We start from the raw sequence: 15633 nt of genomic DNA, 5'->3' as shown, positions 1-15633 counted from the left end.
CGTATCACGAACTCGGCTGCCGCTGCACGTGGGTGGTGTCGCCCGAACGCCACCACGGCACGGCCACGGTGGCCTCGTAGGCGCCGGTGAGCCGGACCTCCAGCCGATCGTGCAGGACCAGCTCACCCGCTAGAGGCGGCAATCCGAACTGGAGTCGCAACAACACACCCAGCGGCTCGTCCGCCCAGGTCGTGCGTTTTCCGGCGCCGAGCACCTCGGCATGGACCGCCTCCGAGGCAGCGGCCACATCGAGCAGCGTGGCCAGCTCGCCCGCATGCTCGATATCGCCGGCGACCAGGCGATCCGGCGGCAGCGCCAGGCCGAACCAGGGGCGGTCCAGGACCAGCGCCCGATCGGGATCGATCACCGCCCCCGACAACGCACGCACCCGTTCCGGCACGCCGATCTCGTCGAGATCCAGCTGCGGCACGGCCGCGGCGAGCCGGCGGTGGGTCTGCGAAACCGCTTCGGGGGTGGGCCTTTTCGCCGGATCGGCCAGGGCCTCGAGCAGGGCCGCGGCCAGGTCCGCGGTGATGTTCGCCGGGTCGGCGAGCACCGCGTCGAGGGCCGCCAGATCGGCCGCGGACAAACCCGGCAACTGGGGCAGCAGATCGGCGAACACCGGATCCGATCCGGCCCGATACACGCCGAGCGGACGGCCGTCGACCCGTGCGTGCCGGCGCAGCCACCACGCGGTGTAGCCGTCGCGGTCGGCGAGCAGGCCGCGGGTAGCCGGTTCGGACAGCAGCAGCCGCAGTGCCCGCGGCCACGCATCGTCGGCGACCAGATCCAGATCCCGCACCGCCGCGAACTCCGGCGGATCCTCGGGCAGCCCCTGCCACCAGCGGTCCTCGTCGTCGAGGTCGTGGTCGGGACCGGTGGGATCGGTCTCGGTGACGACGGTGAATCCCCAGCCGACGCCGATCGCACGCAACGCCGCGGCCGGATGGTGCTGCGCGACAGCGGTGTCGAGCGTGCCGAACGGGGAATCGGCGATCAGCACCTCGGCCAGCGGCGCATCCGGGAGCAGAAGTTCGTCGGCCGGACGCAATTCGCCGGTGGCGTCGGGCAATTCGAGCGCGCCGAGCCAGGTCGGTAGCGTGGTGTCCGGCGGCAGGTGGGCGGCCAGGCCGAGCACCGCCTCGCGCAGGTCCTCGTCGTCGGACCGATAGTCCAGTTCGGCGCGCAGCGTGGTATCGGTCAGCAGATCCTCGACCCCCGCCTGCTGCGCGCCGAGCCGGCCGAGCAGCTCGTGCGCGGCCTCCGGATGGACCAGCCGCGCCCACGGCACCGCCACCGCTTCCTCGAGCTGATCGTCGAGCACCACCGTGCGTGGGCCGGTGACCAGCCGGCCGTCGGAGAGCGGCACGGCCAGCGCACCCAGTTCCTCGGCCGCGAGCGGATCGGTCACGAACGGTTCCAGCGCGTCGTAGAGCGAATACCACCACTGCGGCGGGCGCTGCACACTTCCGGTCAGCTCGGCCACACGAGCCAGGCCGATGCGATGCACGTCCAGCACGCCCAGCAGTTCGGCGCAGGCGCGACCGGACAGCTCCGGGATCACCAGCGGGCCGAGCAGACCCGCCAGCAGACCGGCCAGTTCCGTTGTGACGCCGAGGAATACGCTCGCGCGATTCGGAGCCGCGTCGGCGCGCCGCGGCCCGGCTGCGCTCGACAGCCGAGCGACGTCGGCAGACAGCGGCGCCGCGCCGGTACGCATCGCGTCGCCGACACCCGGCGGCGTGATCGCGGCGTCGAAATCGGCGGACGCGCTGTCGGCGGAGTCGCTGTCGAGATCGGCCAGCACCGGAAGCCAGGGATGTACGCGCAACTCGTTCACCAGCGCCTCGCGCAGCAGACCGTCGGCCTCGCTGCGGGCGAAACCGGGCGCCGGAACCAGCACCAGCCGATCCTCCGGCGGCAGGGCGCGGGCGAAATCCGCATAGCCCTCGGCCAATTCGCCCACGCGGGCGCCGGGCATCAGCCGGCGCCGATCCGGTTGCAGGGCGATATCGGCGATCACCAGGGCGGGCAGGGACAGTTCCTCGTCGGTGCGGGTCGGCGCGCGCAGCACATCGGCGGGCGCCGCGACGGCCCGGCCGTCACGCATCGGAAGCAGCCAGCGCGCCCGCTCGGTGGTGTACTGCCACCACCGGAAGTCCTCGCCGGAGGGCGCGGTGATGCAGATCTGCTGCAGGCCGTTACCCGCCTCCTCCACCGCGCGCCAGGATTCGTCGTCCCCGATCCGGATCGTATGCAGTCCCGGCAGTTCCAGCAGCAGATCCACCGCCTCGGCCCGCATGGCCGCGAGCAGGTCCGCGACGTCGACGTCCTCGCGGAGCCAGACCACGATCTCGCTGTCGTAACCGGGCTCCGGGGCGACCGCCACCGACCAGGCCAAGCGCAGCACGGGGACGGCGGGGCCGTCCGCGCCGACGGGGATGTCGATACCGTTGTCGCGCAGTTCGGTCAGAGTCTGCGCACGGGAGAATCGTAGAGATCCCGTGCTGGAACGAAATTCCACCTCGTCACCGGCGGAGAGCACCGCCGTGAACCCGACACCGAACCGGCCGACCGCCGTGCCCGTCTTGCCCGACGCCCGCAACGCCGTCAGCGCGTGCACGCCGGAAAGATCCAGTGGGGCGCCCGTATTGGCGATATGCAGAGCCCGGCCCCGCAGCCACACCGAGACCCGGCCGGACACTCCGGCTTTGACAGCGGCGTCGGCGGCGTTCTGCGCCAGCTCGGTGAGCAACCGATCGCGATACCCGGCCCGGACCAGATCAGCCTCGGTGGCGGCATCCTCGCGCAGGCGAGTCGGCGAATTCCGCCATGCGGTCAGCACTCCCGCACGCAAGTCCGCGGTGCCGAACGGATCCTCCGTCACCCTTACGGCTCCCCCGCTCGCGCTCGTCAGTTCTCCTCCGCCGCCCCGGCCTCACCCGGCTGCACCCGCACCGCGGACACCGCCCAGGCATCGCTGTAGCGAACCGGTTCGGCGCCGGCCGCGCCGGACTCGGCAGCCGGAGCCGTTTCACCGGTGACCGCGTCAGCGGCAGTATTGGGCGTGTCAGCGGCAGTGCTCAGGGCCGTCACCTCGGCTGGAGCGTCGTCGGCTGCGGGCGCTACCTCAGCCGTACCGCCAGCGGGAACGGTGTCCGACGCACGAGCGTGATCGGCGTCGGGTTCACCAGACGCGGCGGTCGCGGCGGCAACCTCGTCTGCCTGGACAGCTCGAGCGCCGGTCTCGGTGTTCGATGCCGACACCGTGCCTCCGCTGCCGGTCTTCCCTTCAGCATCGGCGACGGTGGCGGCGGTGCCCGATTCCTGCGCCTCGACGGCCGAAGAAAAGTCCGAGGCGGTTTCGGGCGAAGCAGCAGCCGAATCGGCCGGCTCGCGCACAGCTGCCGCGCCGGCAGCCGGAGCCGTTTCGGCAGGCTCGCCGACGGTGTGGGTCGCGGGAGCGCGATCGGCGTCGAGTGCGGCAGGGTCGGCGGTCGCGGAGACGTCGTCCACGGTGGTCGACGGCGATTCGACACCGCTCCGAACACCTTCGGCGGCAACGTCTTTCGGCGCGGGATCGGTGCCGGGATGCTCGGGCGCGGCCGCGCCGGTGTCGGTCGGTGCGTCGGCGGCCGTTCCGGTGTCGCCGACACCGTGGGCGTCGCCCGCCGGGCTCGACGGCGTTTCGGTCTCGGCAGCGCCTCCGCCGGCCGCGGTCGACGCTGCGGGCGTGTCGGTGCCCGCGGGTCCACCCTTTTCCGTCTCCGGATCGGCGCTCGAAGGTTCTCCGGCGTCGATGGCAATCACTGCTGCCGAATCGGCAGCGTCTCCTGCGGAGTCCTGTGCATCCGATCTCGCGGCGGCGGAGGACTGTTCCGCCTCCGCGGATCCGTCCCGCGCGGTCAATTCCTCGGCGGGCACGACCTCGATCGCGGCATCGTCGTAGGCCTCGTAGAGCGGGGAGCCGGCACCGGTGGGCATTTCGGTGTCGGAGTGCGCGCCGCAGCCGTATTCGACGTGGACCACCCGGCCGTCGGCGCCCATCGCGTTGGCGCAGACGCCGAAGGCGGCGCGCAGGGCGCCGGCGAGGGGCACGAAGAAGCCGCAGACTCCGCACGTTCCGGGGGCCGAACGCGCCATCTCGGTGTCGGGACCGAATTCGGAGTACCAGCGCTCGGCGGCCTCCACGCGGCCCTCGCGGCTGAGGACCTGACGGCGGCCGAGGCCGATCTCCTCACACACCTCGTCGACCACCGGGTCGCCGGTCTCCAGATATCCGGGCACCAGGCGCGGATCGTCGACGCGCGGGGCGAGCAGATCGCCGGGGGCCAGATCGCCGGGGCGGATGCGCTGATCCCACGGCACGAAGTCCGGCGCCACCAGAGCGTCGGGCCCGGGCAGCAGGGCGGACTCGCTGACCGTCGCGTACTCGGCATCGGGCGCGGCCGCGACCACGACCTCCCATTGCCAGCCGCGGTACCCCGGCAGGGTCGCGGCGAAGTGATGGGTGGCCGCACACTCGTTCTCGCCGGTGACGCCCAGATGTTCGCCCACACCCGTGGGCTGCAACTCCAGGAGCGCACGGCGAGCCAGGTCGACCGCCTCCGCCAGGATCGGTCGCACGCCGGACTCCGAAACAGACACTGCGCTCACGTCCTACATTTTGCCGTATGAAATGCCAACGCCGTGCGGCGGCCGCAGCAGTGCTGATCGCGGCGTCCACAATGCTGTCCGCCACGGCCTGTGAGCGCGACGACAACACTGCGCGCCTGCGGGTCGAGGTGGTCGCCACCCGCCCGCACGACCGCGCCGCGTTCACCGAGGGACTCGAGGTCGACGGCACGGTTCTCTACGAGAGCACCGGGATGGAAGGCGACTCCGGAGTGCGGGCCACCGATCTCGCCACCGGCGCGCCGATCGCCGCCGCGACACTCTCCGGCGACTACTTCGGCGAGGGCGTCACCCGCGCCGGGGACACCGTCTGGCAACTCACCTGGAAGGACGAGACCGCCTTCGCCCGCGATCCGCGCACGCTCGCCGAACGCCGCCGCGTCCACTACGACGGGGAAGGCTGGGGTCTGTGCACCCGCGGCGACCGCGTGGTGATGAGCGACGGCAGCGACACCCTCACCTTCCGCGACCCCGCCACCTTCGCGACGACCGGCACGATCCGGCTCACCAGCCATCACGACGCCCGGCTCAACGAACTCGATTGCGCCGCAGACGGTTCGATCTACGCCAATGTGTGGCCGACCGATCAGATCCTGCACATCGATCCCGTCAGCGGCGCGGTACTGGCCGAGATCGAGGCCGGCGGCCTGCTGCGCCCCACCGAGCGCACGGGAGCCGACGTCCTCAACGGTATCGCCCAGATCCCCGGCACCGACCGCTTCCTGATCACCGGAAAGTACTGGCCCACCATGTTCGAGGTCCGATTCGTCCCGATGTGAGCGCGACGGTCGCCACGACGGCGGCCGACACGCATCGGATCACAGCCCGGCCGATGTCCACGCGCCGTCCGAGTGCGAGAGAATCGAATCGTGACTGCCTCCCGCGAACCCTCCGGCACCGAACCCGGTCCGTGGGACGGCGAGGAGTATCCCGCTACCCGGCGGCATCCCGGCTACGACCGGTACCCGCCGCCGAACGCCCCGTCGTCCGCGCCGCTGCCTCCGCTGCCGCGCCGCAACGGTGAACCGGACGTGCCCGAATTCGTGACCCGGCGCATGGCGTCGGGCGAACCGCCGCGGGCACTCCCCCCGCGCGGATCGCACGGCGACGACCGTTCCGGCGACGCGTCCGAGCCCCCGCGCTCCGAGGCCCGGAGCTCCGAGGCGCCGAGCGCGGCCGAGCGTCCCCGGCCCAAGGACGCGAAAATCGCCGAACGCCAACGCGTCCCTCGCAAGATGACGGTGACGCGGGTGATGGCGATGCGCACCAGGGACCTCACCGAGAAGGGTTTCCACACCTTCCAGCGCGCGGCACGGGCCGACGGCGCGGGCGAATCCGGGCTCACCGCACTCGTTTACGCGACCATGGCCAACTTCGCCCTCGACGCCGCGATCGCGGTGGCACTGGCCAATACGCTGTTCTTCGCCAGTGCCACCGCCGAATCCAAGACCAAGGTGGCGCTGTATCTGCTGATCACGATCGCGCCGTTCGCGGTGATCGCGCCACTGATCGGCCCGCTGCTGGACCGGCTGCAACGCGGGCGCAGACTCGCGCTGTCGGCCTCGTTCGCGATCCGGGTGGTCTTCGCGATCCTGCTGATCTTCAATTTCGACAGCTGGGCGCTGTACCCGCTGGCGCTGTGCATGATGATCTCGAGTAAATCGTTCGCGGTCCTCAAGAGCGCGGTGACGCCACGGGTGCTGCCGCCCGGGATCGACCTGGTCCGCACCAATTCCCGGCTCACCGTATTCGGCCTGGTCGGCGGGACGCTCGGTGCGGGCGCGGTGGCCGGCGCGGTCGCCGCGGTGGCCGGGTCCGTCGGTGCGCTGATGTTCGCGGCGCTGATCGCGGCGGCCGGGGCCTATCTGAGCCTGCGCATTCCGTCCTGGGTCGAGGTCACCGAGGGCGAGGTGCCGGCGACCCTGGGCTACCACAGCCGCGACGGTGGCACCGAAGTGCTGGACCGCGGCGAGAAATCGACGGTGAAACCGAGCCGGCGCCGGCAGCCGCTGGGCCGGTCGGTGGTCACCGGACTGTGGGGCAACAGCGCGATCCGGGTGCTGACCGGCTTCCTCACCTTCTATGTGGCCTTCGTCGCCAAATCGACCGAACACCGCCCGGTGCAGCAGGCCGCGATGCTCGGACTGGTCGGCGCGGCCGCGGCGATCGGCAACTTCGCCGGCAACGCGACCGGCGCCCGGCTGAAACTGGGCCGGCCGTCGCTGATCGTCGTGGAGTGCACCGCGGCGTGCACCGCCGTCGCCGTCGTCGCGATGTTGCTCGACAATCTGATCGGCGCCGCGGTCGCCGCGCTGGTGGCGGCCTGTGCCAGCGCACTGGCCAAGGTCTCGCTGGACGCCTCGATCCAGGACGATCTGCCGCCGGAATCGATCGCCTCCGGATTCGGGCGCTCGGAAACGGTGCTGCAGTTGTCCTGGGTGGTCGGCGGCGCCGGCGGCGTGCTGCTGCCGACCGTGTACTGGGAGGGTTTCGCGGTGGTCACCGCGGTCCTGGCGCTCGGTTTGGCGCAAACCTTCGTGAGCTACCGTGGGCATTCGCTGCTCCCCGGTTTGGGCGGTAACCGTCCGCAGCACGTCAAGCAGGAAGTCCCCCTAGCGACAGGAAAACAGCCACAGTGACCAAGCCCAGCACCCGCACGATCCTCGCGCTGGCCCTGGCGGCAGTTCTGGTCGTCGCCGCGGCCGTCGCCGGCATCGTGGCGGTGGCGGTGCACAACGCGCACGAGGCCGATCCCACGGTCACCGCCTACGCGCACGGCAGAACCGTGACGGTTCCGCCCTATCTGTACTGCACGATCGGCGAACCGGATCCGCACGGCCGCGTCTCCCCCGACTGCAAGCGCACCGAGATCACCGCGGAACTGAATCCGCCGCTGGGCTATCCGGTGCAGCTGTCGCTACCGCGGCACATCGCCGACGCGCCCTGGGTGATGGTGCTGGAGTACCAGCAGATCGACAATCCGGGTAAGACCGTGCAGCACCTGGCGTCGTACCGGGACTACCCGCAGGGCACCCTGGCCGTGACGGTGGACAGCCATCCCGAACCGAACCTGCGCCTGATCGGCGTCGAGGTGCAGTTGCTGCTGCTCGTGCGCGACGAGGCCGGCAACGAAGCCTTCTCGCCGTATCAGGCGTGGTCGATCAAGGCCGCGTGACCACGGTCCGCTCGCGAATGCGGTGCTCGCGAACTCAGTGATCGAGTTCGCGGGCCACCCCGCGCACCACTTCGGCGATCCGCTGCGCGGTCTTGCGATCGGGGTACTTGCCCTTGCGGAGCTCCGGCTGCACCGTCGCCTCCAGCAGAGTGATCATGTCCTCGATCATTCCGTGCAGGTCGTCGGGCGCCTTACGCGGATGGGCCGGAGCCTCCTTGCGGACGCGGTCGTTGCGCCCCTGCGCGTTGCGCACGGAGGGCAGCGGGTCCAGCAGCTTCAGGCTCAGCGCCTGCGGGCCGCGGCGACCGGCGGCCATCCCGAACTCCACGCGCTGGCCGGGCTTGAGCGCGTCGACACCCTTGGGCAAGGCGGACGACCGAACGTAGACGTCCTCGCCCTCATCCTGGGAAAGGAAGCCGAAGCCCTTGTCGACGTCGTACCACTTCACCTTGCCGGTCGGCACTGCGCTCACCCGTTCGTCATCGTTGTCCGGTCCGTCCGAATCCCGCGGGACGTCGAACGACCCCGGACACGGACGTAGGTCCCGGCAGAACGCCGGAACCTATCTCTGTGCGAAAAGAACGCGCCCCACACAGCTATGCAGGACGCGATTGGTTCGAGTCTACCCCGGTGGGGATAAGGCAAGCACATCCGTTTTACGGTGCACCCATGCCTGACTCCTCCTCGCCCCGCACACCCCGGGGCTCCAGCGACGTGCTGTTGCGGGTGGCCGTGGGCCTGTTCGCGGTCGGCGTGCTCGCGATCGTCGCCATTTTCCTCACGCCGATCCTGACCGACGAGGATCCGCCGCTGTGGCTGTATCTGGTGGCGATGGCGGCGACTCCGCTCGGCCTGCTGCTCGCGATCGCGTTCGCGCTCTGGTCGGGCCGGCGCGCTCGCTGACCGTATCCCCAACACGCCGGGCGGTTACACGTGTGACCTTCGTCACATAACGACGCGATAACGCCGCGGTCACGACCCGCACTCGAACGTGACACGCCGCACTCACCTGCACAGACGTGGATTCGGAAGAGCTTGCGGCACAGTACGACCGGCCATACACACCGGTTACCAAATAGTGATTTTTCAGCCGGATCGTCGTACCGTCTATCGCAGCCGGGACATCCCGGCACCACCGGCCCGCCGCACCGAGCCTCGCCCCGCGGGTACGGACCCCGACGGAACCAGGGGCGAGGGCGGGGAACCCACGTTCCCACAGAGGTTTTCGGAGCTCAACCGGGTTTCGAAGCCTCCGCAGGGAAGCGGGAACGGCCGGCAACGACCGCTCCCTTGGGGTGAAGTCCCGGCGAGCCGGGACCGGACGGCCTCTCAGTCCGAACCCGACAGCTCACCTCGCAGGCGCGTACGAGAGGAAGACGACCCGATATGAGTGGACGCCATCGCAAGCAGACCAACACCGGTCGCACCGTCGCCAAGGTCGCTGTTTCCACCGCGATCATGGGTGGCGCGGGTGTGGCTCTCGCTGGACACGCCGCCGCGGCTCCCGATTCGGAGTGGGACCGCCTCGCACAGTGTGAATCCGGTGGTAACTGGGGCATCAACACCGGCAACGGTTACCAGGGCGGTTTGCAGTTCTCGCAGTCGACGTGGGCCGCGCACGGCGGCACGCAGTACGCTCCTTCGGCCAACCAGGCCAGCCGCGACCAGCAGATCGCGGTCGCCGAGAAGGTGCTCGCGACCCAGGGTTGGGGCGCGTGGCCTTCCTGCTCCTCCAGCCTCGGCCTGCACGGCAGCGCGACCCAGCGCGACGTGCCCGCCTCTCCTGCCCAGACCCCGCGCTGGCAGCCGGTTGCCCCCGAGAGCGAGGCCTCGACCCAGGCCCCGGCCGACGGCAACCAGCAGGTGTTCTCCGCCGTCGACAAGGCCGTCACCGTCGCACAGGCGCAGGGTGTGCAGCTGCCGCAGCCGGCGCTCGACGCCTACAACGCCTTCAAAGCCAGTGGCGCCAAGCTGGATCCGTCGATCGTGAACTTCTACGAGGCGAACAAGGGCCTGCTGCCCAACTAGACCACTCAGATAGTTTCCCCCTGCAGAGAAGGCCCGCATCTCGCGATGCGGGCCTTCTCTGCGTACCGAGGCGGCGAACTCCGCGTGCGCGACGAGACCCCGGATACGAAGAAGGCCCGCACTCCTACCGGAATGCGGGCCTTCTTCGTGTTCGCGTCAGCGGTTGACCACCGTGTGCGGATGCACGTAGGGCAGGGTGTCAGCCGGCACCGGAAACTCGGTGTCCTCGCCGTAGGGCGACAGGCCACCGGAACGGGTCGACGACAATTCGGTGACCGCGTGGTCACCGTGGTCCACCTGGGGCCAGCCGTTGTCGACGTAGGGTTTCTTCGATTTGTTCACCACGGCCTCATTCTGGCATGTTCGCTCGCCGTAGTCTGGATTGGATGACCACGACCGATGCCCGAGCCTCCGACGACGGCGCCGGGACGCATTCCGGGGCCGACGCCGGACCCGCCGAGCTCGGCACACTCACCGACTGGCTGAGCTCCCGCAGCGACGACGATCTCGTCCGGCTACTGGGTTTGCGCCCCGATCTCGCCGTGCCGTTGCCCGGTTCGATGACCGTACTGGCCGCCCGCGCGGAACAGCGGGCGTCGGTGCTGCGCGCCGCCGACGATCTGAACACACTCGAGTTCGCCGTCATCGAAACCCTCGCCGCGCACAACGCATTCGGCGGCGGTCGCCAAGAGCGACCGCTGCCCCGCGGGCGCCTGCACGAACTGCTCGCCGATCGGGTATCCGCCGCGACCGTCGACACCGCGCTCGCGCGCCTGATCGAGCGCGCGCTGGTGTGGGGCGCCGACGATCTGTTCGTCGTTGCCGCCGCGCCCGAGGCCCTGCCGTGGCAGATGGGCGCCACCACGGAACTCCCCGACGCACTGACCGAACCCGAGATCGAGGCGGCGCTGCGCGAGATCGGCGGCGCGGAACGTGCTCTGCTCGACAAGCTGGCGACCACCGGTCCCCGTGGCCGCACCCGTGACGCCGCGCCCGGCACCGATCCGGAGCGGCCCATCCAACGGCTGCTGGCCCGCCGACTCCTGATCTGGATCGACGACGAGACGGTCGAACTCCCGCCGGCCGTCGGCCAGGTGCTGCGGCGCGAGCCGGTCACCGATCCCCATGTGCTCACACCCCCGCAGCCGCAGACCCGCGAGCACTCCGCCGCCGATGTCAACGCCGCGGCCGCCGGTGAGGTCGGCGAGTTGCTGCGCCACGCCGGCGACATCCTGGAGGTTCTCTCCCAGTTGCCGGCTCCGGTGCTGCGCGCGGGCGGCCTGGGTGTGCGGGAACTGCGGCGCATCGCCAAACAGACCGGACTCGACGAGGCCCGGGTCGGGCTGCTCGTAGAGGTGCTGGCGGCAGCCCGGCTGCTGGACAAGGGAATTCCCGAACCTCCACCGGACAACGACGCCGGTGAGGACTACTGGGCGCCCACGATCGCCTCGGACGGCTGGCTGGAGGGTCCGGCGGCGCGCCGATGGACGGTACTCGCCCACGCCTGGCTGGAGTTGGACCGATTCCCCTGGATGATCGGCCTGCGCGATGTGAACGACAAACCGCTGGCCGCCCTCTCGGCGGAGCTGCGCACGGCACACGCGGTCCCCGATCGGCGCGCGATTCTGGCGGTGACCGCGGAGTTTCCCCCGGGTACGGGGATCACGGCCGCCGATGTGGCGCGCGTGCTCAGTTGGCGAATGCCGCGGCGGCGCAGACATTTCCGGATCGAGGCGGTCGAGCGCACGCTGTCGGAGGCGGCGGCGCTGGGCGTCGTCGGCCGCGGCGCGCTGACCTCCGCGGGCCGGGCGCTGCTGCACGGTACCGTCGCCGACGCCGAGGCCGAGATGGACGCGGCGCTGCCCGAGCCGGTCGATCATGTGCTCGTCCAGGCCGATCTGACCGTGGTCGCCCCGGGTCCGCTCGTGCCGGAACTGCGTGAGCGCATCGCCCTGGTCGCCGATATCGAATCCGCGGGCGCGGCCACCGTCTACCGCATCGGCGAAGGATCGGTGCGCCGGGCGCTCGACGCCGGCATGACCGCCGCCGAACTGCATCAGCTGTTCACTGCCCATTCGCGCACCCCGGTCCCGCAATCGCTGACGTACCTGATCGACGATGTGGCACGCCGGCACGGACGCTTGCGTGCCGGGATGGCGCAATCGTTCGTGCGCAGTGAGGATCCGGCGCTGCTGGCCGAGGTACTGGCCGCACCGGTGGCAGCAGAGCTGGCGCTGCGCGCCGTCGCGCCGACGGTGGCGATCTCACAGGCGCCGCTGGGCGAAGTGCTGGAGCGGCTGCGTGCGGCGGGTTTCAGCCCGGCCGGCGAGGATTCGTCGGGGGCGATCGTGGATCTGCGCCCGCGCGGGGCGCGGCTGCCCACCCGGCCGAACGAACGCCACGCCTGGCGGCCCACCCCGCCCAGTGCCGAACAGCTGCGGCTGCTGGTGGGCGAACTACGCGCCGGGGAGAAGGCCGCCCGCAGCCGGTCCGGGCAGCGCGTCCGCAGCGACGGCACCCGCACGAGTACCGCGGCCACGCTGGCGCTGCTGCAACTGGCGGTGCGGGTGCGCCGCCCGGTGCACATCGGTTATGTGGACGCCCAGGGCGTGGCCACCCAGCGCATCGTGGAACCGGTGCGGGTGGCCGGCGGTCAGCTGGATGCGACCGATCCGGACACCGGCGCGATCCGGCACTTCACCTTGCACCGGATCGCTTCGGTGGCCCTGGTCGAGTCGTGACCCGCGGCTGACAGCGGGCCCGACTCCGACAGTGGGCTCAACTCTTGGGGTTGGCCAGACAGAACGTGGTCTTGGGCTCCGAGAGCGTCAGGAAGGTCGAATTCGCGTCGCACAGGAATTCGTCGTTCTGGCCGTCGACCCGCTTCACAACCTTGACCGTCGCCTCCGCCGAGTCGCACTCGGCATAGGAGTATCCGGTCGTCTTGTCCTCGTGATAGCAGCTGCCCTGCTTGAGATTGGGCGCCAGGCACAGGAACGCGGTGGTACCGCCGTTGAAGGTCTCCTCGTAGGAGGAGAATTCGGTCCCGCAGTCCTGCTTCTTGTCGGAGGTAGATTTCACCGTGTAGACGGCCTTGGCCGAGGAGCAGTCCACCGGCTCGGTCTTGGAATCTGCGGGCGATCCCTCCAGCACATTGATGCAGTCACCGACCTTCGCGCGGGCGGTATCGGATTTTGCCGCATCGGAAAACATCGAACAGCCGGTCACAGTCAGGGCGGCGACCGCCATGAGCGCCAGCACGAGACCCTTGACCGGTCTCGGTCCTGCGAACTTCACCTACGAAAACCTTTCTCGCCGAGCCGCTCACCTATGGCGAACGTGGTGGGGAGGATACCCGCCCGCCCTGCCGGGCGGGTCCTGCCTCACATGTGCAGCGAGTGCAGGCCGTACATACCCATCAGCGAATAGTCCACGATGCTGGGCAGCAGGTGGTTGAGTAGCAGGAGCCCGAAATAATTCACGATCCGATACACCTTTCGAATAACTGCGAGTGCAGCCGCGCACGCGCGATCTGTAGTCGATATCCTCGCCCGAATCGTTACGCTCTGCAGCATGAAGCTCGAGCAGACAACCGCAGAGCTCTACGCCCTCGACCCCGCCGAATTCGTGGCCGCTCGCGACGAAGCGGTCCGCACCGCGCGCGCGAACGGCGATAAACAGCTGGCCACGGCGATATCGCGGCTGCGACGTCCGACCGTCGCGGCGTGGGCGGTGAATCTGCTGGCGCACAAGGCAACCCAGGAATTGGGGGCACTGCTGGATCTCGGCGAGGCGTTGCGCGAGGCGCAGCGCACCCTGTCCGCCGACCGGATGCGCACCCTCGCCGACCAACGCCGCACAGCGGTGAACGCGTTGACGGACAAGGCCGCTCGCCTCGTCTCGGACGCGGGGAAGAAGCTCACCGAGCCGGTGTTGCGCGAGGTCGCGCAGACCCTCAATGCGGCACTGGCGGATCCGGAGGTGACCGACCAGGTCCGTGCCGGCGTACTGACCGCCGCGGTCGACTACGCCGGTTTCGGCCCGGCCGGGCCCGCCTTGGCCGCCGTTCCCGATGAGCGGACCGAGGCACCGGCCGACACCGGCGCCGAGGAGCTGGCCGCCGCCCGGGAAGCGCTGGAAGCCGCTCGGGTGGAACGGGATTCGACGGCTGCCGACCTCGAACGGCAGCGCTCCGACGTGGCCGCGCTGGACGAGCGGATCACCGCGTTGCGCGACGAACTCGCGCAGGCCGAGGAATCCCGCCGATTCGCCGCCGCCGGGCTGACCTCCGCCGAAGCGGCCTTGCGACGAGCCGATACCGAACTGGAGCAGGCGCAGCAGCGCGTGGACGAGCTGGACTAATAATCGCGAAAGCGATTGCCGCCGAGCATCTTCGGCGACATCAGCGGATCAGCCGCGCAGCGAACCCGGGTACAGGTACTCGTCCGGCGGCGGGGTGGTGGTGTCGAGCCAGGCGGTGAAGAATCCGCTGAGATCCGTCGCGGTCTTCGTTTGGATGAAGCTGCGGAATTCCGGCATGGAGGCGTTGCCGTACGCGTGAGAACGCACGAATTGCGCTACCGCGGGAAAGAACACGTCGTCACCGAGTTCGTGGCGCAGGGCGTGCAGGAACAACGGTCCGCGCGAATACACCGTGGTGAATTCGTTTCCGGCGCCGGGATTCTGCAGCGGAATCTCCCAGTAGGCGGGCTTGTCGAGGGTTTTGGCGATCGTGCGGCGGTAGAGGGCATCGACATCCTTACCCTCTTTCCGTTCCGGCCACAGATAATCGGCGGTATAGCTGGCGAAGCATTCGTTGAGGCACACATCCGACCAGTTCCGCACCGACATCGAATCGCCCCACCACTGATGGGTGTTCTCGTGGACGACGGTGTTGAAATCGGTCCACGGCGCGTAGATGGGCCGGGTCTGGGTCTCCAGCGAGAAATGCAGGTCGGTGTCGACGTAGATACCGCCGCCGCTCTCGAACGGATAGGGGCCGTAGAGGGATTCGAGGAAATCGAGCACCTCCGGCAGCCGCTGCTCGAGTGCCCTGCCCTTGTCCGCACCCGGCGCGAAGGCGCTGATCAGCGGAGTGCCGTTCGCGCGGCGCTGTTCGAGGAAATCGAAGTGGTCGATCGCGACCGTGGTGAGATAGCCGATCGACGGATGGCTCGAACTCCACGTCACCGTGCGCTTGTCCCCGGCGACGGTATCGCTGACCCGCAGGCCGTTCGACACCGCTTGCCACTCTTGCGGAATCGTCACCTGCAGATCGAAAGTGGCCTTGTCCACCGGGGTGTCGTTGAGCGGGTACCAGGTGGTCGCCGAATGCGGTTCACCGGCCGCGAAGGCGCCGCCGCTCGGTGAGATCGTCCAGCCGGAATCGGGGTCGTCGGATTCGTTACCCGCGTAGTCGACCGTCACCGTGAACGGCAGCCCGGGCAGCACCGGCAGCGCCGGTGTGACGGTCAGTTCGTGTTCACCGCCGGTGGTGAAGCCCGCCGGCAGATTGTTCACCGACACCTTGGACACAGCGGGTCCGGCGTAGTCGAGGTTGAACGCCCGCAGCGGCTGCGTCGACACCGCGTCGATCCGCGCCGTGCCGGTGAGATGCCTGCTCGGCGGGTCGTAATCGATGGCGACGTCGTAGTGCTGCACGTCGTAGCCACCGTTGCCGTCATCGGGATAGTAGGGGTCGCCGAGGCCGGGCGATCCGGTGAACGGATCGGCGGCGGGCTGGGCCAGCGCCGGCA

13 protein-coding genes and 1 riboswitch are annotated in these 15633 nt (G+C 69.7%); of the genes, 7 read left to right on the top strand and 6 right to left on the bottom strand.

What is annotated here, in order from left to right; all coding sequences use genetic code 11:
• Positions 1-4: 4 nt before the first annotated feature.
• Entirely contained in the window at positions 5-2845 is a 2841-nt protein-coding gene (locus tag IRT45_RS00065) for a sacsin N-terminal ATP-binding-like domain-containing protein (protein WP_194804068.1), read from the bottom strand.
• Between the two features lie 68 nt (positions 2846-2913).
• Positions 2914-4656: a DUF3027 domain-containing protein gene (locus IRT45_RS37935; RefSeq protein WP_375540042.1), complete on the bottom strand. Its 1743-nt coding sequence runs from the start codon at positions 4654-4656 to the stop codon at positions 2914-2916.
• A 17-nt stretch (positions 4657-4673) separates the two neighbouring features.
• On the opposite strand from IRT45_RS37935, the gene IRT45_RS00055 reads away from it, so the two are divergent.
• The 3 genes from IRT45_RS00055 (at position 4674) to IRT45_RS00045 (ending at position 7849) form a co-directional block, all read left to right on the top strand.
• Positions 4674-5453, top strand: coding sequence for a glutaminyl-peptide cyclotransferase (locus IRT45_RS00055; protein ID WP_194803850.1), 780 nt, complete (start codon positions 4674-4676; stop codon positions 5451-5453).
• 87 nt (positions 5454-5540) lie between these two features.
• Entirely contained in the window at positions 5541-7313 is a 1773-nt protein-coding gene (locus IRT45_RS00050) for an MFS transporter (protein ID WP_375540048.1), read from the top strand.
• Entirely contained in the window at positions 7310-7849 is a 540-nt protein-coding gene (locus IRT45_RS00045) for a DUF2771 domain-containing protein (protein WP_036497932.1), read from the top strand. Before IRT45_RS00050 ends, IRT45_RS00045 begins: the two co-directional genes overlap by 4 nt.
• A gap of 34 nt (positions 7850-7883) precedes the next feature.
• On the opposite strand, the gene IRT45_RS00040 is transcribed toward IRT45_RS00045, so the two are convergent.
• Positions 7884-8312 carry a cold-shock protein gene (locus tag IRT45_RS00040; RefSeq protein WP_174372251.1) on the bottom strand — a complete coding sequence of 143 codons (429 nt, stop codon included), beginning with the start codon at positions 8310-8312 and terminating at the stop codon, positions 7884-7886.
• Positions 8313-8518: 206 nt separating this feature from the next.
• Between IRT45_RS00040 and IRT45_RS00035 the strand changes: the two genes are divergently transcribed.
• Together IRT45_RS00035 and IRT45_RS00030 are read left to right on the top strand one after the other, a co-directional pair.
• Complete coding sequence (locus tag IRT45_RS00035) at positions 8519-8752, top strand: hypothetical protein (protein ID WP_194803849.1); 234 nt, start codon at positions 8519-8521, stop codon at positions 8750-8752.
• Between the two features lie 263 nt (positions 8753-9015).
• Positions 9016-9226, top strand: a riboswitch (cyclic di-AMP (ydaO/yuaA leader).
• Positions 9227-9235: 9 nt separating this feature from the next.
• On the top strand, positions 9236-9877 hold the full coding sequence (locus IRT45_RS00030) for a resuscitation-promoting factor Rpf1 domain-containing protein (RefSeq protein WP_063013475.1): 642 nt from the start codon (positions 9236-9238) through the stop codon (positions 9875-9877).
• Between the two features lie 156 nt (positions 9878-10033).
• Here the strand turns inward: IRT45_RS00030 and IRT45_RS00025 are convergent, their stop codons facing one another.
• Positions 10034-10222, bottom strand: coding sequence for a hypothetical protein (locus IRT45_RS00025; protein WP_030513263.1), 189 nt, complete (start codon positions 10220-10222; stop codon positions 10034-10036).
• A gap of 41 nt (positions 10223-10263) precedes the next feature.
• Here IRT45_RS00025 and IRT45_RS00020 point away from each other — a divergent pair, with 41 nt between their 5' ends.
• Positions 10264-12618, top strand: a complete 2355-nt coding sequence (locus IRT45_RS00020; protein ID WP_194803848.1) for a helicase-associated domain-containing protein — start codon at positions 10264-10266, stop codon at positions 12616-12618.
• Positions 12619-12655: 37 nt separating this feature from the next.
• Here the strand turns inward: IRT45_RS00020 and IRT45_RS00015 are convergent, their stop codons facing one another.
• Positions 12656-13174 carry a hypothetical protein gene (locus tag IRT45_RS00015; protein ID WP_194803847.1) on the bottom strand — a complete coding sequence of 173 codons (519 nt, stop codon included), beginning with the start codon at positions 13172-13174 and terminating at the stop codon, positions 12656-12658.
• A gap of 276 nt (positions 13175-13450) precedes the next feature.
• Here IRT45_RS00015 and IRT45_RS00010 point away from each other — a divergent pair, with 276 nt between their 5' ends.
• Positions 13451-14239 carry a hypothetical protein gene (locus tag IRT45_RS00010; RefSeq protein ID WP_194803846.1) on the top strand — a complete coding sequence of 263 codons (789 nt, stop codon included), beginning with the start codon at positions 13451-13453 and terminating at the stop codon, positions 14237-14239.
• A 48-nt stretch (positions 14240-14287) separates the two neighbouring features.
• Here the strand turns inward: IRT45_RS00010 and IRT45_RS00005 are convergent.
• Positions 14288-15633, bottom strand: a 1346-nt coding sequence (locus tag IRT45_RS00005) for a M1 family metallopeptidase (protein WP_194803845.1), incomplete at its 5' end; no start/stop codon positions are given.

This window comes from Nocardia sp. BSTN01 (genome assembly GCF_015354405.1).
In the GTDB taxonomy this organism is placed as follows: Bacteria; Actinomycetota; Actinomycetes; order Mycobacteriales; family Mycobacteriaceae; genus Nocardia.
Note: the sequence above shows the minus strand (reverse complement) of the source record. Positions and strands in the feature narration are given on the sequence as shown.

What these genes read in the sequence shown, in the direction of transcription:
- IRT45_RS00020 (WP_194803848.1), top strand. Translation starts at nt 10,264, where the DNA reads ATGACCACGACCGATGCCCGAGCCTCCGACGACGGCGCCGGGACGCAT.
- IRT45_RS00035 (WP_194803849.1), top strand. Translation starts at nt 8,519, where the DNA reads ATGCCTGACTCCTCCTCGCCCCGCACACCCCGGGGCTCCAGCGACGTG.
- IRT45_RS00010 (WP_194803846.1), top strand. Translation starts at nt 13,451, where the DNA reads ATGAAGCTCGAGCAGACAACCGCAGAGCTCTACGCCCTCGACCCCGCC.
- IRT45_RS00030 (WP_063013475.1), top strand. Translation starts at nt 9,236, where the DNA reads ATGAGTGGACGCCATCGCAAGCAGACCAACACCGGTCGCACCGTCGCC.
- IRT45_RS00055 (WP_194803850.1), top strand. Translation starts at nt 4,674, where the DNA reads ATGAAATGCCAACGCCGTGCGGCGGCCGCAGCAGTGCTGATCGCGGCG.